Source organism: Luteimonas rhizosphaericola, assembly GCF_029888045.1.
GTDB classification, from domain to species: Bacteria; Pseudomonadota; Gammaproteobacteria; order Xanthomonadales; family Xanthomonadaceae; genus Luteimonas; species Luteimonas rhizosphaericola.
This window is the reverse complement of record NZ_JARXRN010000021.1, coordinates 450,566-471,594: the sequence shown is the minus strand read 5'-3', so window position 1 is coordinate 471,594 and position 21,029 is coordinate 450,566. Positions and strand designations below refer to the sequence as shown.

Annotated in this window: 22 protein-coding genes; 14 read left to right on the top strand and 8 right to left on the bottom strand. The window is 72.0% G+C overall.

The features are described from left to right. Position 1: 1 nt before the first annotated feature. The 9 genes from QFW80_RS08505 (at position 2) to QFW80_RS08465 (ending at position 5,575) form a co-directional block, all read left to right on the top strand. A complete protein-coding gene (locus QFW80_RS08505; RefSeq protein WP_425603529.1) occupies positions 2–1,345 on the top strand; it encodes a FliI/YscN family ATPase in 1,344 nt (447 codons plus the stop codon). Further along, positions 1,342–1,854 carry a hypothetical protein gene (locus QFW80_RS08500; RefSeq protein ID WP_280601256.1) on the top strand — a complete coding sequence of 171 codons (513 nt, stop codon included), beginning with the start codon at positions 1,342–1,344 and terminating at the stop codon, positions 1,852–1,854. The genes QFW80_RS08505 and QFW80_RS08500 overlap by 4 nt, the downstream gene beginning before the upstream one ends. Before the next feature lies 1 nt (position 1,855). After that, positions 1,856–2,578 (top strand): hypothetical protein, encoded by a 723-nt coding sequence (locus QFW80_RS08495; protein ID WP_280601255.1) that lies wholly within the window; start codon positions 1,856–1,858, stop codon positions 2,576–2,578. 128 nt (positions 2,579–2,706) lie between these two features. Continuing rightward, on the top strand, positions 2,707–2,916 hold the full coding sequence (locus QFW80_RS08490) for a hypothetical protein (protein ID WP_280601254.1): 210 nt from the start codon (positions 2,707–2,709) through the stop codon (positions 2,914–2,916). 88 nt (positions 2,917–3,004) lie between these two features. Continuing rightward, positions 3,005–3,448: a hypothetical protein gene (locus QFW80_RS08485; protein ID WP_280601252.1), complete on the top strand. Its 444-nt coding sequence runs from the start codon at positions 3,005–3,007 to the stop codon at positions 3,446–3,448. Positions 3,449–3,538: 90 nt separating this feature from the next. Next, positions 3,539–4,177 carry a hypothetical protein gene (locus QFW80_RS08480; RefSeq protein ID WP_280601250.1) on the top strand — a complete coding sequence of 213 codons (639 nt, stop codon included), beginning with the start codon at positions 3,539–3,541 and terminating at the stop codon, positions 4,175–4,177. A 62-nt stretch (positions 4,178–4,239) separates the two neighbouring features. After that, the gene (locus QFW80_RS08475) at positions 4,240–4,581 is read left to right on the top strand and encodes a hypothetical protein (protein ID WP_280601249.1); all 342 of its coding nucleotides are present in this window, start codon (positions 4,240–4,242) and stop codon (positions 4,579–4,581) included. Between the two features lie 71 nt (positions 4,582–4,652). Then, positions 4,653–4,967: a hypothetical protein gene (locus tag QFW80_RS08470; RefSeq protein WP_280601248.1), complete on the top strand. Its 315-nt coding sequence runs from the start codon at positions 4,653–4,655 to the stop codon at positions 4,965–4,967. 110 nt (positions 4,968–5,077) lie between these two features. Beyond that, a complete protein-coding gene (locus QFW80_RS08465; protein ID WP_280601247.1) occupies positions 5,078–5,575 on the top strand; it encodes a hypothetical protein in 498 nt (165 codons plus the stop codon). Positions 5,576–5,594: 19 nt separating this feature from the next. Here the strand turns inward: QFW80_RS08465 and QFW80_RS08460 are convergent, their stop codons facing one another. After that, a complete protein-coding gene (locus tag QFW80_RS08460; RefSeq protein WP_280601246.1) occupies positions 5,595–7,166 on the bottom strand; it encodes a hypothetical protein in 1,572 nt (523 codons plus the stop codon). Between the two features lie 238 nt (positions 7,167–7,404). Next, positions 7,405–8,349 carry a 5'-nucleotidase, lipoprotein e(P4) family gene (locus QFW80_RS08455; protein WP_280601244.1) on the bottom strand — a complete coding sequence of 315 codons (945 nt, stop codon included), beginning with the start codon at positions 8,347–8,349 and terminating at the stop codon, positions 7,405–7,407. 107 nt (positions 8,350–8,456) lie between these two features. Between QFW80_RS08455 and QFW80_RS08450 the strand changes: the two genes are divergently transcribed. Beyond that, positions 8,457–9,110 carry a YceH family protein gene (locus QFW80_RS08450; RefSeq protein ID WP_280601243.1) on the top strand — a complete coding sequence of 218 codons (654 nt, stop codon included), beginning with the start codon at positions 8,457–8,459 and terminating at the stop codon, positions 9,108–9,110. A gap of 30 nt (positions 9,111–9,140) precedes the next feature. Here the strand turns inward: QFW80_RS08450 and QFW80_RS08445 are convergent, their stop codons facing one another. After that, entirely contained in the window at positions 9,141–11,114 is a 1,974-nt protein-coding gene (locus tag QFW80_RS08445; protein WP_280601242.1) for a UvrD-helicase domain-containing protein, read from the bottom strand. Between the two features lie 90 nt (positions 11,115–11,204). Between QFW80_RS08445 and QFW80_RS08440 the strand changes: the two genes are divergently transcribed. After that, on the top strand, positions 11,205–11,828 hold the full coding sequence (locus QFW80_RS08440; RefSeq protein ID WP_280601241.1) for a thymidine kinase: 624 nt from the start codon (positions 11,205–11,207) through the stop codon (positions 11,826–11,828). On the opposite strand, the gene QFW80_RS08435 is transcribed toward QFW80_RS08440, so the two are convergent. The 4 genes from QFW80_RS08435 to QFW80_RS08420 all read right to left on the bottom strand — a co-directional run bounded on the left by QFW80_RS08435 (position 11,764) and on the right by QFW80_RS08420 (position 17,012). Further along, positions 11,764–14,643: a serine/threonine-protein kinase gene (locus QFW80_RS08435; RefSeq protein ID WP_280601240.1), complete on the bottom strand. Its 2,880-nt coding sequence runs from the start codon at positions 14,641–14,643 to the stop codon at positions 11,764–11,766. The genes QFW80_RS08440 and QFW80_RS08435 overlap by 65 nt on opposite strands. A gap of 82 nt (positions 14,644–14,725) precedes the next feature. After that, positions 14,726–15,289, bottom strand: a complete 564-nt coding sequence (locus QFW80_RS08430) for an ECF-type sigma factor (protein ID WP_280601239.1) — start codon at positions 15,287–15,289, stop codon at positions 14,726–14,728. Between the two features lie 66 nt (positions 15,290–15,355). After that, positions 15,356–16,183, bottom strand: a complete 828-nt coding sequence (gene mutM / locus QFW80_RS08425; RefSeq protein ID WP_280601238.1) for a bifunctional DNA-formamidopyrimidine glycosylase/DNA-(apurinic or apyrimidinic site) lyase — start codon at positions 16,181–16,183, stop codon at positions 15,356–15,358. Further along, entirely contained in the window at positions 16,176–17,012 is an 837-nt protein-coding gene (locus QFW80_RS08420) for an ABC transporter ATP-binding protein (protein ID WP_280601237.1), read from the bottom strand. Before QFW80_RS08420 ends, mutM begins: the two co-directional genes overlap by 8 nt. A gap of 110 nt (positions 17,013–17,122) precedes the next feature. Between QFW80_RS08420 and QFW80_RS08415 the strand changes: the two genes are divergently transcribed. Next, complete coding sequence (locus QFW80_RS08415) at positions 17,123–18,331, top strand: DesA family fatty acid desaturase (RefSeq protein ID WP_280601236.1); 1,209 nt, start codon at positions 17,123–17,125, stop codon at positions 18,329–18,331. Positions 18,332–18,471: 140 nt separating this feature from the next. After that, positions 18,472–18,804: an EF-hand domain-containing protein gene (locus QFW80_RS08410; protein WP_280601234.1), complete on the top strand. Its 333-nt coding sequence runs from the start codon at positions 18,472–18,474 to the stop codon at positions 18,802–18,804. Between the two features lie 419 nt (positions 18,805–19,223). Here QFW80_RS08410 and QFW80_RS08405 read toward each other — a convergent pair whose 3' ends face one another. Further along, entirely contained in the window at positions 19,224–20,201 is a 978-nt protein-coding gene (locus QFW80_RS08405; RefSeq protein ID WP_280601232.1) for a mitochondrial fission ELM1 family protein, read from the bottom strand. Between the two features lie 91 nt (positions 20,202–20,292). On the opposite strand from QFW80_RS08405, the gene QFW80_RS08400 reads away from it, so the two are divergent. Next, entirely contained in the window at positions 20,293–20,883 is a 591-nt protein-coding gene (locus QFW80_RS08400) for a malonic semialdehyde reductase (protein ID WP_280601231.1), read from the top strand. The last annotated feature ends 146 nt before the right edge of the window (positions 20,884–21,029 follow it).

Here is a 21,029-nt window from a genome sequence, read left to right as displayed (position 1 = left end):
GATGCCGCTGGCGTCCGCGCCGGGCGAAGGGGCGATCGATCCGCTGCTCGACGCGCTGGCGGGGGTCAAGTCGATCGAGCGCGTCGGTCGTGTGGTCGAGGCCTACGGCACCCTGATCCGCGCCACCGGCCTGAAGGCCGCCATCGGCGAACTGTGCCACCTGCGCAACCCGCCGGGCGAGGGCGACCCGGCGTTCGATCTCGCAGCGGAAGTGGTGGGCGTCTCGCGCCAGCACACGCTGCTCACGCCGCTGGGCGCGCTCGACGGCATTTCCGCCACCACCCAGATCGTCGCCAGCGGGCGCCAGGCGACGGTGCGCGCCGGCGATGGCCTGCTCGGCCGCATCCTCGACGCGCACGGCACGCCGATCGACGACAGGGGGCCGGTCGGGCCGGGCGTGGACATGCCGATCTACGCCGCCTCGCCCAACCCGCTCGCGCGCAACCTGATCGAACGCCCGTTCTCCACCGGGGTGCGCGCGATCGACGCCACCATGACCGCAGGCGAAGGCCAGCGCGTGGGCATCTTCGCCGTCGCCGGCGGCGGCAAGAGCACGCTGCTGGGCATGCTCGCGCGCGGCGGCGATGCCGACGTCAACGTGATTGTGCTGGTCGGCGAGCGTGGCCGCGAGGTCAACGAATTCATCCACGACAACCTGGGCGATGCGGGCCTGGCGAAGTCGGTGATCGTGGTCGCGACGTCCGACCGGCCCGCGCTCGAGCGCAGCCGCGCGGCCTGGGTGGGCACCGCGATCGCCGAGCATTTCCGCGACCGCGGCAAGCGCGTGCTGCTGCTGCTCGATTCGGTCACCCGCTTCGCGCGCGCGCTGCGCGATGTCGGCCTGGCGATCGGCGAGCCGCCGGCGCGGCGCGGATTCCCGCCGTCCGTGTTCAGTGCACTGCCGCGGCTGTTCGAGCGCGCCGGCAACAACCACGCCGGCAGCATCACCGCCTTCTACACCGTGCTGGCCGAGGACGAGGACGGCGGCGATCCGATCGTCGAGGAGGTGCGCTCGATCCTCGACGGCCACATCGTGCTCTCGCGCAAGCTGGCCGCCGCGTACCACTACCCGGCGATCGACGTCCTCACCAGCCTCAGCCGCACGATGCCGAGGGTGGTCGACGGCGCGCACCTGCGTGCGGCGGGCCAGTTGCGCAAGGCGCTGGCCAAGTACCAGGACGTCGAACTGCTGCTGCAGCTGGGCGAGTACAAGCGCGGGAGCGATCCCGACGCCGACTTCGCGATCGAGCGCATCGGCGCGATCCGCAAGCTGCTGCAGCAGGGCTCGGGCGAACTGGTGCCGTTCGCGCAGTCGTCCGACACGCTCCGGAAGCTCTTCCCGTGATCGGCACCTCGCGCCGCCGCTATCCGCTGCAGCAGCTGCTGCAGCTGCGCGCGCACCGCACCGAGAAGGCGCGCCAGGAAGTGGTCGAGCGCCAGCGCGTGGTGCGCGAGCGGCGCGAGGCCTGCGAGAGGATCGAGGCCGAGATCGAGGCGCTGCGCCGCGAGCGTGCCGGGCAGCGGCTGCGCATGCTCGACCCGCCGCCGCCCGGGATTCCCTTCCCGCTCGCGCTCGAACAGCGCGAAACGCACATCGACTGGCTCGGCGAACAGGAGCAGGCCGCGCGCCAGCGACTGCAGCAGGCCCAGCAGGCCCTCCGCGAGGCCGAGCAGGCGCTCGCCGAAGCGATGCAGGCGTATTTCCGCGCCAAGGCGCGCGAAGACGCACTGGAGAAGCGCAAGACCCTCTGGCGTGGCGAAATGCTGGCGTTCGAAGCGCGCCAGGAGGAAGACGCCGCCGCCGACCTGGTGCAAGCGGCACACTGCGCCCGCACCCGATTCCATGGAGCCTGAGATGAGCATCGATCAAGGCAGCAGCACCTCGTCGCTGACGAACCGTTCCGCGGGCGAAACGCGTGGCACGGACAACGACAGACCCAGCGAACGCCCGCGCGAGGCGCCGCCCAAGGAAGAGGTGGACCGCTTCCGCCAGCTGATGCAGCACGGCCGCCAGGACGCGCGTTCGGGCACACAGGAACGCGAGGAACTGCCGCGCGCGCCGCTGGACGCCGGCCGGCAGGCCGCGCACGCCGCCGCTCGCCAGGGCGAGGCCAACGCGCCGGTGCATGGCCAGGCCGCTCAGTCAGGCCAGCAGGAAGGTGTCGACAACAACGGTTTCGGCGCCAATTCGATCGACGGCGCCGATCTGCTGGCGATGATGCAGGCGCAGTCCGCGCTGCGCGACGCGGGAGCGACGCCGCAGGCCGCGGTCCCCGCACCGCCCATGGCCAGCGGCAAGGCCCTGGCCGAGATGCTCGAACGCCACGTGCGCCAGCTGGCGGTGGATGGCGCCGCCTCAGCCGACGGCGACGGGCACGTGCTGCTGCGCATGTCCGATGCGACGCTGCCTGGCACCGACCTGCTGCTGAGCAAGACCGCCGACGGCTGGCTGCTGCGCGCCGACGTGCGCTCGCGCGACAGCTACGACGCGATCCGCGAAGCCGCGCCGGCGCTGGCCCGCCGGTTCGCCGAACACGACCTCGGCCAGTTGCAGATCGACCCGCACTACAACGGCTGACGCCAGGGTTGGCCCCAGGTGGGGAACGCCCCAGCTTGGGACGAACCCGGCCTCGCAGCACACTTCGATGGCGCCCCCGGCGCGTGATGTTTCGACCCCCGACATCGACGTAGACAGGAGTCCACACCATGAGCTTCCTCAGCGGCCTTGGCGACATCGTTTCCAGCGTCATCAATCTCGCGGTGACCGCGTACACCGGCAACCCCATGCTCGGCCAGCTGGCCGGCGGTCTGGTCGGTTCGCTGCTCGGCGAGTCCGGCGGCAGCGGCGATTCGGCATTCGATGCCGTGTTCAACAACGCTTTCAGCAGCGGGTTCCTCAACGGCCTCGGCAGCTGACGGTTCCGGGGGTGGCGGCCGGGCCGGCGACGGCCCGCCTGCCGACTCCCCGGACCGCACACGCCTCTCGCCCCGGAACTGGTGACCCATGAGCAAGCGTCCTCCCCAGCGACCCGCAACCCGTGGCCCGGCCCCTGCAGACGATCGCCTGTCGGCCGTCCACCTCGATCCGGACGCCGCGGGCGGGGTGTCGACGGGCGACGCACCCGTCGTAGCTGCGCAGGGCGATGGGCCGGTGGCGACCAGCCGCGAAGAGCTGATGGAATTGCTCGGCGGCCTGCGTCGCCAAGGTGGCCTGGACGTGGCCGACGAGGCCGCGATCCTGCGCAGGTATGACGGGCTCGTGCTCGAACTGCGCGCGGAGAAGGCGAAACTCGAAGTGGAGTTCCGCGATCGTCTCGCGCGCGACGGCGAAGTCGACACCCGGGCCTGGTTGGCCGAGGCCGCCGAGGCGCTGGGACGCCGGCAAGGGGAGCAGATGCGCCAGCTGGTGCAGACGATTCCCGGCCTGTCGCCTGGCGCCGCCGCGTAGCGTGATCGGTGCCTAGGGTCCGCCCCAGCTGAATTGTCGATCCGCCTCCACTAGATTCGAATCCATTCCCGACCGGTAGTCCGAATCCCCATGGCACGCCGCCAGATCCGCCGCCCCGCAGGAACCGCCGACCGCCGCTTCGATGTGGTGGGTGGCACGGTGGGCAATGGCGGCGGTGCGGCGCATGCGAAAGCAGACGGCGCGGATGCGGGAGTGGCCGCGGCGGTCGAGATGGAGAAGGATGCGCTGCTGCAGCAGTTCTTCGAACTGCTGGGTGAGGATCCTTCGCTCGACCTTGAAACCCGCGACCAGATCCGCAGCGAACTGTCCGCGGCGCTGGATGCGGTCGACGCTGCCGACACCGTCTTCCAGGCCCCGGATCGCGAGACCTGGATGGAAGCGGCGAAGGCGCTGCAGGCGGCTGGTGCGGTGTCGGACGAAGAAGCCAACGCGCTGGTCCGCCAGCTGGACGGCGCGCTGGCTGCATTCGAGCGCAGGGAATCGAAGTTCGCGATCGAGTTCAGCCAACGGATGGCGCGCGATGGCGAACAGGCGGCCCTGGAATGGTTGCGGGACAACCGCGACGCACTGCTCGGCGAAGGATCGCCGGGCTCGGTCCACGCCGCCATGTCCAATGGCATCGGCGAACCGGCGCCGGTCATAGCCACGGATGCCACCAGGTCGAGAGCGCGGCGCGTGAGGGGTCCGCCACCGCGCAGTGGTCGCTAGATTCGTACCGAACACAGATCTGAAGAATCCGATCGCAATCGACACTCCCAGGAGAAGCAGCCATGACCGATATCCGTCCCACCATGAACGATTATTCCCAGATGAGCGTGGACCAGCTGGCCGTCGAGGCCAAGCTCGCCAAGGGCGGCAGCTGGCTCGTCGTCCTCGCGATGGTCCTGGGCAAGATCGCCGACAAGATGGGCGAGAACCTGGTGAAGATGGCCAAGGCCATCGATACCGAGCAACAGCGTGTGTCCGACGGTGGCGAGAATTCCCAGCTCACCGAGCTCAATGCCAAGATGAACGCCTACAGCCAGACCATGAACATGTTCATGCAGGCCACCAGCAACATCATCAAGAGCCTGGGCGAGGGCAACACCCAGATCGCGCGCAAGTCGGGCTGATTCCCGTCCTTGTGTCGTTCCGCAAGGCGCCCCCTGCGTTTCGCAGGGGGCGTTCTTGTATGGGAGGTTCGATGAAGCCGAAGATGCTCATTCGTCCCGTTGTTGCCGCATGTCTGCTCTCGTATGCATGCGTCGCGTGTGAGGACTACGACCGCTCGACCGGCGCGCGCGCGGATGCAGGTCGGGCAGCGGCAGGCGGCGCCACGGTCGGACGCGACGACGACCGCGTGCGGGACCCCGCGGGTGATCGCAGTCCGCAAGCTCGCCAGCGGCGCGGCGATCCGGACTGCGCGCGGATCGAGACACGGACCCGCAGCGTGGCGGGCGTCGGTGGCGGGCCGATGCAGATGGTCATGGTCACCGAGTGCGTGCCAGCGCGCCGGTAGCCGGAGCGGGGCCGGAGGCGTCTGCGTCGGACGGTCACGCAATGTTGCCATCCGATTAATGCCGCTCCTGCTAGGGTCCGGTCGCGTGTCTACGGTTGGAGGGCGAAGCCATGTTCGTGTCGACATCGCGTTCCCTGATGCTCGTTTCCGCGGTCGCCTTGGCGGGCGCGTTCCTGATCCCCTCCATGCCTGCCTCTGCGCAGACGCAAGGACGCGCCGCCGTGAACGAGCAGGCATTGCGGCAGGACATGCAGCGCGCGATCGACCAGCGTCGCCGCGAACTCCTGCCCGAGTACCAGCGGCGCGTGCGAACCGACGGTCGGTCGAGCGCGGACGCATGGTTGCGCGCCACCGCGGAGCGGATGGGCAGGGAGGATGGCGAGAGGGTGCGGCGTCGGCATGATGCGGGCGCCTATGCCGCCGCGGCGCCAGGCGCCGCGCGCGTATCGGGGGAAAGGACACAGGCCCAGTCGGACCGCACCAGCCGCAGCGCCAAGGGCCGGGATCCGGAATGCGCGCGGATGGTCACGCGCCAGCGCAACGTCCCGAGCGTCTCCGGCGGGCCGATGCAGATGATCATGGTGACCGAGTGCGTGCCGGCGCGGTGACCGGCGCCAATACGATCGGCTAGCGCATGCGCCTGGCGATCAGCCAGGCCCAGATCCCGCTCGCCAGCCCGGCGATCGTGAGTCCGTTGCGCCACGCCGGCATCGCGTCGATCGCGACCGGAACCGAGGCAGCCCACGGAGACATCAAGACGAGCGCGCCGGTCAGGCAGCCATAGGTGACGGCGATGAGCGACCAGTACAGCCACTGCGGCGGACTGGAGTCCGCCTCGCTTCCATCGGGCGTGTCCTCGCCCGGCGCGAGGTGGCCGCCGGGTCGGATCTCCCCGTCGCCGTCGTCGGCGGCCTGCGCCGCACCGGACGCTCCCGCCAGGGCCACGTGTCCGGCCGCGGTCGCGGTTGCGTTCGCGTTCGCCTGCGATGTGCCGGGCGGCGCACTGCTGGCCGGGCGCCGTTCCGCGCCACCGTCCGCAGGCGCCGCCCGCTTCCGATTGCGCTGCTCCTGACGCCCATCGCCGTCGCGGGCCTGGGCCTGTTCCTGCGCAGCCGCCTCCTTCGCGGCGGCGTCGCGCGCGACGCGGCGCTCGGCCGGCGTGCGGGCGCGGACCGCGTCCTGCGGCGCGTGGGCGAACGTGGTGCCGGCAGGCTGTGCCACCGCGGCGAGAGTGATGCCAGCCGCCCCGGCGAGGCCCGGGAGCCCGCCCTGCGGGAGCGCATCGCCCGCGCGTTCGGCACGGGCCGGCAGGACGCCCTCGGGTCCACGGGCCTGCAGCAGCGTCGCCGGCGATTCGGTCGCCGGGCGCGCCGCGTCTGCCGGGGCCTGAGCCGGATGTCCCTGTGCGACGGTAGATCCTGGCACCTGCGCGGCCGGCGTGGTCGGGGTGCCCTGCGGCGGGAACGCGCCGGGCGGCAGGCCGGTCTCGGCCCGCGGCGCCTGCGTCAGGCCCGGTGCTTGGCCTGGCGCCTGGGCCTGAGCCTGTGCGAGCGCGGACGCGACGCGCGGATCGGCGGACATCCGGCCATCTCCCGCCTGCTGGGCCAGCGACGCCTGGATCCGTGCATCGTCGCCACGCGGCATCGCGTGTGCGCGCTCGGCCGTCGCCTGTTGTGCCTGCGCCTGGGCCTGGATGCTGGCCCGCATCGCGTCGCCTTCCGCACGCGCCTGGGCCATCGCAGGCGACGGCCCCGGTTCGCGCAGCAGCGCGGCGGCGACCGACGTGGCCTGGGCCAGCGAGTGGACGGTCTCACGCGGCAGGCCCTGCATCATGCTCTGGGGCGAGGTCAGCACGTCGACCACCCACTGCCGGAACGCTTCGGGCGAGGTCTGCGGCAGATCGCGGAACAGCGGATGCGACGGATTCTGGCGCATCGCGTCGGTGAGCGTATCGGCGATCTGGTGCGCCTCGGAAGGACTCAGGGGCGCCTGTCCGTCCGCGCGCAACGGACCACCCGGGCCAGCCGGACCAGATGGCCCGTCACCATGGCGCGCATGTTGGCCGGGCCCGCGCGGCGGTCCGTCGTCGAGATCGGGAAGATCGCCCAGGGGCCCGAACGGGCCGCCGTCCGGCCCGCCGCGGCCGGGCAGGGGCAGCAGCGCGCGCAGGGCGTCGAAGGGGGACGGGATCGACGTCACGGCATGCCTCCCCGGTCACGGCGCGACACACGCCTGTCATCGACCCACGCTACGTCGCCGGATCGCCGCCCGGTATCTGGGGTGAACCCGAGGGTTGGGCAAAAAAAAACGGGAAACCGTTCGGTTCCCCGTCGAATCCGGCATGGCCGGAGGACTCGTGTTGTGGCGGGCGTCAGCCTACCGCCTGTACGAACCTGATGCAACACCTTAATTTAAGCAATGCAACTATCTGAATTGTCTACATATCTCGTTGCAATGCAGTGCGCTTCGCGGCGCGGCGGGCCTCCCTGGGCTCGCTCCAGGCGTTGTTGAACACCGCCGGCTCCCAGGAGCCGTAGGTGGGGTTGGCCAGCATCCACCAGCGTTCGCCGAACCAGTCGTCGTATTCGTCCAGCAGCGCGGCGCGCGCCTCGGGGGTGTTGGCGGTGATCTCGACGAAGTCGCCGAGCTGGTCGCCGAACTGCATCAGGACCCGGTATACGCGTCCCGCGAGCCTGCGCCGGCAGAGCTTCTCCGATCCGTTCTGCTCGCAGCCCTCCACGTGCGTCCCCAGGCCCAGGAACACGCTGTCGTCCTTGACCGGCAGGCCGGCCGCGCGCAGGTTCGCGAGCGTGGCCTCCTTCAGGTGCACGGCGCGGTTGGACAGGTACAGCACGGTCACGCCCTTGGCCTCGGCCGCGCGGGCGAACTCCAGCACCCCGGGAACCGGGCGGGCCTTTTTCTCGGCGACCCACTGGTCCCACGTCACCTCGTCGTATTCCAGGCCGTTGGCGACCAGGCGCGCCTGGTAGGGCGAGTTGTCGAGCACGGTTTCGTCGATGTCCATGATCACCGCGGGCGCCAGCCCCTTCGCAGGAGCGGCCTGCTCGCGCTCGTCGGGCACGAGCGCGTCCCACTCCGGCTCGGCGAGGGCGGCGTCGAGGTGGTCGGCGGCGGCGCGGAAGATCGAGATCGCGTTGGCCCGGTATTCGGCCGAGCGCTGCACCCACAGCACGGCGTTGAGGTTGTCGTCGGCCGCGGTCGCGGCCGGGGGCGCAGCGGTTGCGGCGGGCGTGGCGGCATCGGCCGGCGTAGCGCCGGCATCGGCGGGGCGCGCGGGCGCAGTCGGCTTGCAGGCCGCGAGCGCGACTGACAGGGCCAGGGCGGCGAGCGCCGTGGTCGTGGCGTGGATCTTCGCGCGCATGCGCAACCTCGGGTTCGGGCAGGACCTCCGAGTTTAGCGAAGGCATGTGTCGCGCAGCCGCCCGCTATCCTTGCGCACCCCGATACGGGAGCCGACAGGAGCCACCGATGGACCAGACCCCCGACAGCTTGCCGCTGACCGAGGCCGAGGCGCGCGTGCTGGGCTGCCTGATCGAGAAGCAGGCCACCACGCCCGACCAGTATCCGCTCACCGTCAACGCCGCCCAGTCCGCGGCGAACCAGAAGACCGCGCGCGAGCCCGTGCTCTCGCTCGATGCCGGGACCGTGCACCACGCCCTGCGCCAGCTCGACCGCAGGGGGCTGGCACGCCAGGTGTTCTCCTCGCGCGCGGAACGCTACGAACACCGCGCCGAGGCCGTGCTCGGCCTGCCGCGGGCGCAGGTGGCGCTGCTCGGGCTGCTGTTGCTGCGCGGCGCGCAGACGGTGCACGAGCTGCTTGCGCGCAGCGAACGCCTGCACGGCTTCGCCGATGCCGAAGACGTGCGCCACCATCTGGAGCGGCTGGCGCAGCATCCGCAGGCGCTGGTGGCGGTGGTGCCCCGGGCGCCGGGTCAGCGCGAGGAACGCTTCGTGCACCAGCTCTGCGGCGCGGTGGACGTGGCTGCGCTGGCCGGCCACGCGTCGGTTCCGTCGCAGAAGCATCCGGCGGCGACCGGACTCGAGGCGCGCGTCGAGGCGCTGGAGGCCGCGCTGGAGGACCTGCGCGCACAGCTGGCGCAGGTGCTGGACGACAGGCGCTGATGCGCGCTACACCGAAGCCGACGGCGCCGGTCAACCGTCCAGCAGCGCCTTGATCGACGCGAAGCCGGCGCTCGCGCGTTCCTGCTTGCGCGCCGCATCGGCCACCGGGTCGGCGCCGTCGCGTTGCAGTTCGGCCGCCGGCAGTTCGTCGAAGAAGCGGCTCGGCGCCAGGCGCAGCTTCGCGCCCCAGCGCTGCGATTCGAGGCTGTAGGACAGCCACAGCTGCTCCTTGGCGCGGGTGATGCCGACGTAGAGCAGGCGCCGTTCCTCGTCCAGGCGGCCCTCGTCCAGGCTGGCCTCGTGCGGCAGCGTGTTGTCGTCCATGCCGACGATGAACACGTAGCGGAACTCGAGGCCCTTGGCCGCGTGCAGGCTCATCAGCCGCACCTGGTTGCCGGGATCGCCCTTGTCGGCGTGCGAGAGCAGGGCGAGCTGGGCCGCGAGTTCCCCCGGACCCGACGCGCGTGCGCCTTCGAACCAGTCCGCGAGTTCGTCCAGGTTGCCGCGGCGGATGCGGAACAGCTCGTCGGTCCTGCACTGCTCGCGCAGCGCGGCCAGCAGGCCGGAGCGTTCGGTGAGCTGGCGCACAAGATCCGTGGGCGCCAGGCGCGCGGCATCGGCGCGCAGGCCGCGCAGGATGTCGGTGAAGGCGCCCAGCGCGTTCGCCACGCGCGGCTGCAGCTGCTTGAGCAGGCCCATCGACTCGGCCGCGCGCGAAAGTGGCAGCTGCGCGTGCTGCGCCATCTCCGCCAGCTTCGCCAGCGACGTGGCGCCGATGCCGCGGCTGGGCGACTGCACCGCGCGCAGGAACGCGGCATCGTCTTCCGGGTTGGCGACCAGGCGCAGCCACGCCAGCGCGTCCTTCACTTCGCCGCGGTCGAGGAACGCCGTGCCGCCGGACAGGTGGTAGGGGATGCGCAACAGCTGCATCGCCTTCTCCAGCGCGCGCGACTGGTGGTTGCCGCGGAACAGCACGCAGCAGTCGCCCCACTCGGCCTTGCGCGCGGTGCCGAGGAAGTGGATCTCGCCGGCGACCCGCTCGGCTTCGTGCGCGGCGTCGCGGCATTCCCAGACGCGGATGCGTTCGCCGTCGGCCTGCGCGCTCCACAGCGTCTTCGGATGCTCGTGCGGGTTGTGGGCGATCAGCGCGTTGGCGGCGCGCAGCACGCGGTTGGAGCAGCGGTAGTTCTGCTCCAGCTTCACCACGACGAGGTTCGGATAGTCCTTGCCCAGCTGGGTCAGGTTCTCCGGGTTGGCGCCGCGCCAGGCGTAGATGCTCTGGTCGTCGTCGCCCACGCAGGTGAAGTTGGCCTTCGGCCCGGCCAGCGCCTTGAGCAGGCGGTACTGCGCGTCGTTGGTGTCCTGGCATTCGTCGACCAGCAGGTAGCCGATGCGTTCGCGCCAGCCGGCCACCGCGTCCGCGTCGGTTTCCAGCAACTGCACCGGCAGCCGGATCAGGTCGTCGAAATCGACCGCGTTGAACGCCGCGAGCCGGGCCTGGTAGCGCGCGTACAGCGAGGCCGCCTCGTGCTCGCGCGCGCTGCGCGCCACCTCGGCTGCCTGGTCGGGCGACAGGCCCGCATTCTTGATCCCCGATACCAGCGACTGCATCGCCTGCACGGCGTCGGGCTTGGCGCCGGGCATCAGGTCCTTGATCTGGGTCTGCGCATCGTCGCTGTCGAACACCGAGAACCCGCGGCGCAGCCCCAGCTTCGCCGGATCGGCCTGCAGGATGCGCAGGCCCAGCGCGTGGAAGGTGGAGATCGTCAGCCCCTCGGCGGCCTCGCCGCGGATGCGCTTGCCCACGCGCTCGCGCATCTCCTTGGCGGCCTTGTTGGTGAAGGTGATCGCGGCGATGCGCTTGGCCGGATAGCGACCGGTGGCGACCAGGTGCGCGATCTTCTCCACGATCACCCGCGTCTTGCCGCTGCCGGCGCCGGCGAGCACGAGCAGGGGACCGTCGCAGTGCTCGACCGCGGCGCGTTGCTGGGGATTGAGGGACATGCGGACCAACGACGGGAAGCGGCCCCATTTTACCGCGCCGCGGCGCTGCGCCGGGAGGCCCGCGTTCCGGCGCCGGTCTAGAATCCGCCCATGGCCAAGCTCTACTTCTACTATTCGGCGATGAACGCGGGGAAGACCACCACCCTGCTGCAGTCGGCGCACAACTACCGCGAACGCGGGATGCGCACGCTGATCCTGACGCCGCGGCTGGACGACCGCGCCGGGCGCGGACGGGTGGCCTCGCGCATCGGGCTGCAGGCCGATGGGGTCGCGTTCGGCCGTGAAGACGATCTGCAGGCGCTGGTGGAGCGCGACATCGCCGCGCACGGCCGGCTGCACTGCGTGCTGGTGGACGAGGCCCAGTTCCTCTCCCGGCCGCAGGTGTGGCAACTGGGCGAGGTGGTCGACGCGCTGCGGGTGCCGGTGCTGTGCTACGGCCTGCGCACCGATTTCCGTGGCGAGCTGTTCGAAGGCAGCCAGTACTTGCTGGCCTGGGCCGACGAGATCAGCGAGATCAAGACCATCTGCCACAGCGGCAGCAAGGCGACGATGACGGTGCGGGTGGACGAACAGGGCTTCGCGCTGAGCGAGGGGCCGCAGGTGGAGATCGGCGGCAACGAGCGCTACGTGTCGGTGAGCCGCGCCGAGTTCAAGCGGATCTCGCGCGGCGAGGGGCGGATCGAACCGCTGCAGCCGCCGCTGCCCCTGGGCTGAGCGCGCGTCCACCGACGCAGGTCGCGCGCAGCCGGGCGATCTCGCGCGGCACCGTGCCGCCTTCCGGCTGGGCCTGCGCGACCACCACCGCCAGCGCCTGCAGGCTGGCCAGCGCCAGGTCGCGCTCGCCGGGCAGCCGGCAGCGCGCGTCGGCGGCGTAGGCGCGCGCGAGCCAGGCGGCCTTGCGCAGCTCGGCGTCGTCCTGCGGCAGTTCGGCCAGCGCATCGAGGCGGGTGATGGCGACCGCGTCGCCCTGCAGCGCCTGCTGGCGCGCGAGCGAGATCTCCGCGCGCCGGGTGTGGGAATGGCGCGCACCGTAGTCGCCCCGGGTCAGCGCCTGTGCCTGGCGCAGGGCCTCGAGCGCCGTCGCGTCGCCGAGCGCGGCCTTGGCCTCGCCGATCAGGCGCAGGGTGTCGCCGACCAGCCCGTGGCGGGGCCCGAACGCTGCGCGGCGCAGCGCCAGCGCCTCGCGCAGCAGCGGCAGCGCCTCGGCGTCGCGGCCGGCGCTGTGGAGCACCAGCGCCTGGTTGAACAGGCCGGACGCCAGCAGCGGTTCGTTGCCGCGTTCGCGCCAGATGTCGACGGCGATCGCGATCTCGGCCAGAGCCGCGTCGAGCTCGCCGCGCTCCCAGGCCACGATGGCGAGGCTGTTGCGGATGCGCGCGACATCGACGTGGCGCGGGCCGAGCCGGGCGGTGACCCAGGCCAGGGTGTCGCGGAGCTCGCCCTCCGCATCGGAGAAGCGGCCCTGGTCGACGTGCAGGGCGGCCAGCTGCCGGCGGGCGTCGATGGTGGCGTGGTGGTTGGTCCCGCGCAGTTCCGTCGCCAGCGCCAGCGCCTCGCGGCAGTCGCGTTCGGCAGCCGGGACGTTGCTCGATTCGCGCTCGAGCGAGCACAGCGAACGCAGCAGTTCGATCGCGAGCGGATGACGGGCGCCGGCGCTGCTGCGCAGCAGGGTCAGCGCGGCGCGCATCTCGCCCAGGGCACGCGGCGTGTCCCCGGCGGCCGCGTGCAGGCTGGCGAGGTCGGCGAGGTTCTCGACGATGCCGGGCTCGTCGTCGAGCGGATCGCGGCGCAGGCCGAGCGATCGCAGGTACAGCACGCGCGCCTCGGTGATGCGCCGCGCCGCGGCGTGGCAGCGGCCGAGCTGCGAATAGAACCCGGACACCGGGACCGGCAGGCGCCGTTCGCTACGCCGGGCCAGCGCCATCTGCGGCTGCATCCGGGCCATGCAGCCGGAAATGTCGCCCTTCAGCCGCAGCACGCGGCCCAGGTCGGTGGCCGACTGCAGGCGCAGGCTGGCGGGCGCGTCGTCGAGCGCCTCCACCAGCGCCGCCTGTCGCAGCAGCACGTCAAGCGCCTGGTCGTAGTCGCCCAGGCCGGCACGCAGGCGCGCGACCACGCCCAGCAGTTCGGCGCGCGCCAGCGGCTGGTGCGCAAGCTCGCGTTCGATCCGCCGTTCGCCGTTCCCGATCAGCTGACGCACGTCGACGGACGCGTCCGACGGCACGTCGCCGGCGGTCTCGAACAGGCCGACGACGAAGTTCTGCATCGCCTGCGCGCGCGCCGATTCGTCCAGGGCCTGGCGCGCCTGCCAGGCGACGATGCCCAGCGCGCTCACCACCACCAGCGACACCGCCGCGGCGGTCGACAGCACCCACCGATGCCGGCGCACGTACTTGCGCAGCCGGTAGGACATGCTCTGCGCGCGCGCGTGCACCGGCTTGCCGTCCAGCCAGCGCTGCAGGTCCAGCGCCAGCGCCTCGACCGAGGGGTAGCGCTGCTCGGGCTTCTTCGACAGCGCCTTGAGCACGATGTTGTCGAGGTCGCCGGTGACCTCGCGCGCCCGGCGCCGCGCGCGCGCGTCGGGCGCGCCGTCCTCGCCGGCCGCGCGCTGCAGCACCTGCGACGGACGCTGCGGATCGACGTTGAGGATCGCGTCTTCCCACTGCGCATCGCTCGGGCGCTTGAGCTGGTAGGGCTTGCGGTCGGCGAGCAGTTCGTACAGCACCACGCCCAGGGAATACACGTCGGTCATGGTGGTGACCGGTTCGCCGCGGATCTGCTCGGGCGCCGCGTAGTGCAGGGTGAAGGTGCGCAGGCCGGTGCGGGTGTGGTCGAGCGCCTGTTCGGGCGTGTCGAGCAGCTTGGCGATGCCGAAGTCGAGCAGACGCACGTCGTCGAGCGGCGTGACCAGGATGTTCGACGGCTTCAGGTCGCGATGGACGATCAGGTTGGTGTGCGCGTGGCTGACCGCCTCGCACACCTGCATGAACAGGTGCACCCGCGCCATCACGCCGGGGTCGCGCGCGCGGCACCAGTCGGTGATCGGTTCGCCCTCGACGTATTCCAGCGCGAGATAGGGCTGGTTGTCGCTGCTGATGCCGGCATCGAGCAGGCGGGCGATATGCGGATGTTCCAGCCGCGCCAGGATCTGGCGCTCGCGGGTGAAGCGCAGGCGCAGGTTCGGGTCGGCCAGGCCGGGGCGCAGCAGCTTCAGCGCGACGCGCCGCTGGTACAGGCCGTCGGCGCGGCGCGCCAGCCACACCTGGCCCATGCCGCCTTCGCCGAGCATGCGTTCGAGCTCGTACGGCCCCACGCTGGCGCCCGCCTGCACGCCCGGATTGGGTGCGATCAGCGGTTCGTTGAGGAAATCGTCGCCGCCGGCCTCGAGCGCGATCAGTTCCTCCAGGTCGTCGGCCAGCTGCGGGTCGTCCTCGCGCAGCGAGGCCAGGCTGCTGGCGCGCGCGGCCTCGTCCAGCTCGAGCAGGGCGTCGAGCAGCGGAGACAGGCGTTGCCAGCGTTCGGCATCCATCAGCCCGCGTTCCCCCGCCCAACCCGGGATGTCCCGGAATGCCTGCGCCGGCGCGTGCCCCGCATGTCGCCCGGTTCCCCGGTCACGAATCCTGCAGCGAGGCCAGCAGGAACATCCGCGCCTTCTGCCAGTCGCGGCGGATGCTGCGGTCCGAGCGGCCGAGCAGGGTGGCGATCTCGGCTTCCGACAGGCCGCCGAAATAGCGCAGCTCCACCACGTGCGCGAGCTTGGCGTCGACGCCGGCCAGGCGGTTGAGCGCCACATCCAGGGCCAGCATGTCCTCGTCCAGGCGCAGGCCGCCCTCGATGTCGTGCGGCAGGTCGGTGACCCGGTGCAGGTCGCCGCCGCGCTTCTGCGCCAGACGCTGGCGCGCGTAGTCGACCACCACGCTGCGCATCGCCGAGGCGGCGTACGCAAAGAAGTGGGCGCGGTCGTCGAACTGGATCTCCTTGCGGCCGATCAGCTTGAGATAGGCCTCGTGCACCAGCGCGGTGGCGTCCAGGGTCTGGCCCATCTGGCCCGACAGCTGGCGTCGCGCCATGGTGTGCAGCTCCTGGTAGAGCGTCGCCAGCACCTGGTCGAGCGCGCCGCGGTCGCCGCCACGCGCGGCGTCCAGCCAGAGGGTGATGTCAGCAGTGTCGGCCATGCGCGCGAGAAGTCCCCGTTCAGCGCCGGGACTATACCGCGAAGGCGCGCCGGTCGCGGCCGGCCGTCAGCGCTGGCAGGCCCCGCACCAGACCGTGGTCCGCTGCCCGATCGCCGCCTGCCGCAGCGGCCGCCCGCAGCGCGGGCAGGGCGCGCCGCCCCGCCCGTAGGCCGACAGCTCCTGCTCGAAGTAGCCGGGCGCGCCGTCGGGGGCGAGGAAATCGCGCAGGGTGGTGCCGCCGCGGCGGATGGCGTGGTCGAGGATCCGCCGGACCGCGTCGGCCAGCACGCGGTAGCGCTCGCGCGAGACCCGCCCCGCCGCGCGCAGCGGCGAGATCCCGGCCGCGTGCAGCGCCTCGGCGGCGTAGATGTTGCCCACCCCCACCACGATCCGCTGGTCCATCAGGAACGCCTTCACCGGCGCGCGGCGGCCGCGGCTGCGGGCGAACAGGTAGTCGCCGTCGAAGGCGTCCGTCAGCGGCTCGGGTCCCAGCCCGCGCAGCAGCGGGTGGACCTCGCCCGGCGGCTGCCACAGCAGGCAGCCGAAGCGGCGCGGGTCGTTGTAGCGGAGCACCTGCGCCGGGCCGGTGCGCGCGTGCGCGAGCACGAGGTCGACGTGGTCGTGCTCGCGCACCGGCGTGTCCGCGGGCAGCACCCGCAGGCTGCCGGACATGCCCAGGTGCAGCAGGGCGCTGCCGGCGGCGGTGTCGAGCAGCAGGTATTTGGCGCGCCGGCGCACGGCCTCGATGCGCTGTCCGGGGAGCAAACCGGACACCTCCGGCGGGATCGGCCAGCGCAGGTCCGGGCGGCGCAGCACCACGCTCAGCACCCGCCGCCCCTCGACGTGCGGGGCCAGCCCGCGGCGGGTGGTCTCGACCTCGGGCAACTCAGGCATCGGTGTCGGCCTCTTCGAGTTCGAAGCGCGGCCGCGGACCGTCGTGCAGCCGCAGAGGCCCACCGAAGGCGCGGGCCAGCAGTGGCGGCGTGAGCACGGCGCCACGGGAGCCGTCGGCGACGACCCGGCCGCCGCGCAGCAGCACCACGTGGCCGATCTCCGGGATCAGTTCTTCGGCATGGTGGGTCACCAGCACCAGGGTCACGCCCTCCCGCGCCAGCCGGCGCAGGGCGCGCAGCATGCGGGCGTGGGCGACAACGTCCAGGCCGGCGGCGGGCTCGTCCAGCAGCAACGCCTGCGGCGCATGCACCAGGGCGCGCGCCAGCAGCACCCGGCGGGCCTCGCCGGTCGACAGCGCGGCATAGGGACGCCCGGCCAGGTGCCCGGCCTCGACCCGGTCCAGCGCCGCCGCCGCCCGGTGGTGCCGGTCGGGCGCCGCGGGAACGGCATCGTCCTGCGGCGCGAGCCGCGCGTCGAACGCGCCCAAGACCACGTCGCGCACGCCCAGTTCCGGTACCGACAGCAGGTCCTCGTGCAGCGCGCCGGTCACGATCCCCAGCCGCGACCGCAGTGCGCGCACGTCCCAGCGCGCCTCCCCGAGGATCCGCACCGGCGCGCGCCCGTCGCCATGCGCCAGCGGATACAGCTGGCGCGTCATCACCTGGATGAACGTCGACTTGCCGCAACCGTTGGGCCCGAGGATCGCGGTGTGCCGCCCCTGCGGCAGGCGCAGGCTCACGCCGTCCAGCGCGGCGCGGCCGTCGCGCAGCACGCGGGCATCGTCGAATTCGATCAGCGGAGCGTCGGGCGGGATGGCGTCTGCAGGCATCTGCGCGAGGTGGGGATGAATCGGACTGAACACCATACGTGGGCGCAGGGCTGGCCATGGCCCGGTGGGGGCCCCATCATGCAGGGGTCCCGTCCATTTCCGAACACGTCATGCCCGCGTCCCTGATCGATTTCCTCGCCGGTGGCCTGCTGCAGTGGAGCTTCTGGCCGCTCGCCGCCTACTTCCTGGTCGCCACCCAGCTGACCATCCTGTCGGTGACCCTGTACCTGCATCGCAGCCAGGCGCACCGCGGCGTGGATTTCCATCCCGTGCTCGCGCACTTCTTCCGCTTCTGGACCTGGCTCACCACCTCGATGATCACCCGCGAGTGGGTGGCCATCCATCGCAAGCACCACGCCAAGTGCGAGACCGAGGAAGATCCGCACAGCCCGATGCACAAGGGCATCAAGACGGTGTTCTGGCAGGGCGTGGAGCTGTATCGCGAGGCGCGCGGCATGCGCGCGGACATCGAGCAGTACGGCAAGGGCGCGCCCGCCGACTGGATCGAGCGCCACCTCTACACCCCGTACGCGACGCTCGGCCCGACCCTGCTGCTGTTCGTCAGCTTCGCCCTGTTCGGCTTCGCCGGCATCGCGATCTGGGCGATCCAGATGGCGTGGATCCCGTTCTGGGCCGCGGGCGTGGTCAACGGCCTGGGCCACTGGTGGGGCTATCGCAATTTCGAAACCACCGACACCGCCACCAACCTCACCCCGTGGGGGCTGTGGATCGGCGGCGAAGAACTGCACAACAACCACCACGCCTTCCCGAGCTCGGCCAAGTTCGCGCTGCGCAAGTGGGAGTTCGACATCGGCTGGGCGGTGATCAAGGGGCTCGAGGCCGTGCGCCTGGCCAAGGTGCTGCGCGTGGCGCCGGCGCTGGACGTGCGCCCGAACATCCACGTGCCCGACACCGACACCATGCGCGCGCTGCTCGCGCACCGCTTCCAGGCCATGACCGACTACCAGCGCAACGTGCTGATGCCGGCGCTGCGCGAGGAGGCCGAGGCCGCCGGCGCGAAGCTGCGCTCGCTGCTGCCGCGACGCCTGCGCAAGGGCCTGGTCGACGATGGCCGCTGGCTCAACCCGGAAGCGCGCGAACAGATGCAGCAGTGGATCTCGCAGCGTCCGCGCATCCACACCCTTGTGGAATACCGTCGCCGCTTGGCGGCCGTGCTCGAGGCGCGCAGCGCCAACGCCAGCGACGCGCTGCAGGGCCTGCAGGCCTGGTGTCGCGAGGCCGAGGCCAGCGGCATCCGCGCGCTGCAGGACTACTCGGCGCGGCTGAAGGGCTATTCGCTGCAGTCGGTCCGTGCCTGAGGCCACGGCCGCCGCGATTGCGGCGGCCTCGCCAGCATGGCGATTGCGCCGGCCATCGTGCCGGCCCTGACGATCGCGGCACTCTGCGGGTGCCGGCGGTCCACGCGATCCGGCGGACGGTTGGCCGCTACACTTCCATGATGCGAACCGTCGCCCTGCTGCTGCTCGTCCTGTCGCTGCCCGCGCCGCTCGTGGCGCAGGTCATGAAGACGGATGACTACCTGGCGAAGATGGATGCCGACGGCGACGGCCGGGTGTCGCTCGGCGAATACCAGGCCTGGATGAGCTACGCCTTCGACGGCATGGATCGCGACGGCGACGGCGTGCTCTCGCCGGCCGAGCAGCCGGGCGGCAAGGGCCGGACGCTCACCCGCGACCAGCACCTGATCCGCCTGGCCGAGCGCTTCCGCCGCCAGGACACGAGCCGCGACGGATTCCTGGACGCCCGCGAACTGGCGGCTCCGCCGCAGTAGGCGCTCGACGGCCGCGCCGGTAGCCCGGGCAGGCGAAGCGCACCCGGATCGCGATGGAAGCGGGCGCTCGCCCGAACCCGAAACCGGAACCGAACCCGAACCCGAACCCGGATGCGGCCTTCGGCCTTAGCCGGGCTACGCGAGCGGGTAACGTTCCGGTGACCGGTGCTCCGCGGAGTCCTGCCCGTAGCCCGGGTAACCGAAGCGCACCCGGATTGCGAGTGAGGTGCAGCTCGTCCGAACCCGGATGCGGCCTTCGGCCTTATCCGGGCTACGCGAGCGGGTAACGCTCCGTGGCCGGTGCCCCCGAAGTCTTGTCCGTAGCCCGGGTAAGCGAAGCGCACCCGGGATCGCGTCGACACACGGTCGGCGCGCGGCTGCGAGGTCGGGCCGCGAGCCTGGTTCCGCGACGCCTCTGCTCAGGCCCACCCCAACCGCTCCCGCACCACCGCCGCCACGCGCGCGGTTTCGCGCAGCGGGACGATGTTCCCCTGTGCGTCGTCCGCGTCCGCCATGGCGTCGATCCGGCCGCGCGCCCGCAGGGCGTCGAGGAAGCGGCGCGGCCGGCCGTCGGTGCGGTGGGCGTCGAACACGTGCACCGGCACGCGGGTGGCGCAGGCCTCGCTCACCATGTTCACCGAGTCGGGGGTGCAGACGATGCGGTCGGCCCAGGCCAGCAGGCCGGGATACGGGTTCGGGCCGTCCGCGGCGCCGCGCCAGACCACGCCGGGGGTGCCGGCGAGCGCGCGCGCCACGGCGTCGGCCATGGCCTGGGGCGTGCGGCGCGACACCGTCGCGAGCACGCTCCCGCGTTCGCGCGCCGCCTGCGCGGCGAGCCCGGCGCACAGCGCGTCCAGGCGCATCCCGTCGAAGGGCGCGTGCGCGGTCGGGCCGCCCACCAGCAGGGCGGTGCGCGGCGCGGGCAGGTCGCCGAGCGCGGGGAACGCGTCGCGGCCCGCGGCCAGCCAGGCATCGTCCACCGGGTGCAGGCTGCCGAGCATGGACACCACGTTCCCGCCGCCGCGGCCATCGTGCTCCGGCACCACCAGCAGGTCCCAGTGGCGGGCATCGATGCGCGGATCGAGGATCTGCACGGTCTTCGCGCCGCGTCCGCCAAGCAGCCGGGTGGCGAGCGCGGCTTGGCGACCGCAGCCGATCGCCAGTGCGGGCGGGGCGTCCAGTGCCTGGGCGAACGCCTCGCCGAACGCGTGCCGCGCCCCCGGGCACCGGCGCGGCGCCAGCCAGCGCCAGGGCGCGCGCGGTTCGAGCGCCAGCGTGGCCGACGCGCCACCCAGCGCCGCAGCCAGGGCATCGGCCTGGCGGGCATTGCCGGCGCGTCCGTCGCTGAGCGACCAGATCTGCGACGAATGCGTGCCGGAGGCCGCGGCCCGTTCCATTTCTGTAATCATCCGTTCCGATGACCGCGGCTGAACGTCATGCGTGGAACTCTACACTGCAGCCATTCCCGACCGCTTCCGCAGGACCCCCATGACCGACACGTTGTCCGACTCCGCGCTCGACCAGCTGTTCCGGAACGCCCGCACCCACAACGCGTTCAGCGGACAGATCGATGACGCCACCCTGCGGCGGCTCTACGACCTTGCGAAGCTGGGGCCGACCGAGGCCAACGCCGGTCCGGCGCGGTTCGTGTTCGTGCGCTCGCGGCAGGCGAAGGAGAGGCTCGGCCCGGCGCTGAGCGAGGGCAACTACGAGAAGACCATGGCGGCGCCGGTCACCGTGATCGTCGGCCACGACCTGCGCTTCTACGACAAGCTGCCGGTGCTGTTCCCGCATGTCGATGCGAAGTCCTGGTTCGAAGGCTCGCCGGAGGAACGGCTGCAGCGCGTGGCGCTGCGGGGCTCGAGCATGCAGGCGGCCTACCTGATCCTGGCCGCGCGCGCGCTGGGGCTGGATACCGGGCCGATGTCGGGCTTCGACAACGCCAAGGTCGATGCGGCCTTCTTCGCCGGCACGAACGTGCGGTCCAACATCCTGGTCAACCTCGGGCGGGGCGACGAGAGCGTGCTTTACCCGCGCTCGCCGCGACTGTCCTTCGACGAGGCGGCGCGCATCGAATGACGCATCCCGTGCCCGGCGTGCAGGAACCGGCCGCTGCCTGCAGCAGCGCGGGTCGTGGCCGCGCCGGGTCCCACCATCGCGCCGGGGCGGTACCTTCGCGCCCGGCGAAGCAGTGAAGTTCCGCAGTTCCCGTCGCGCGCGCGAGG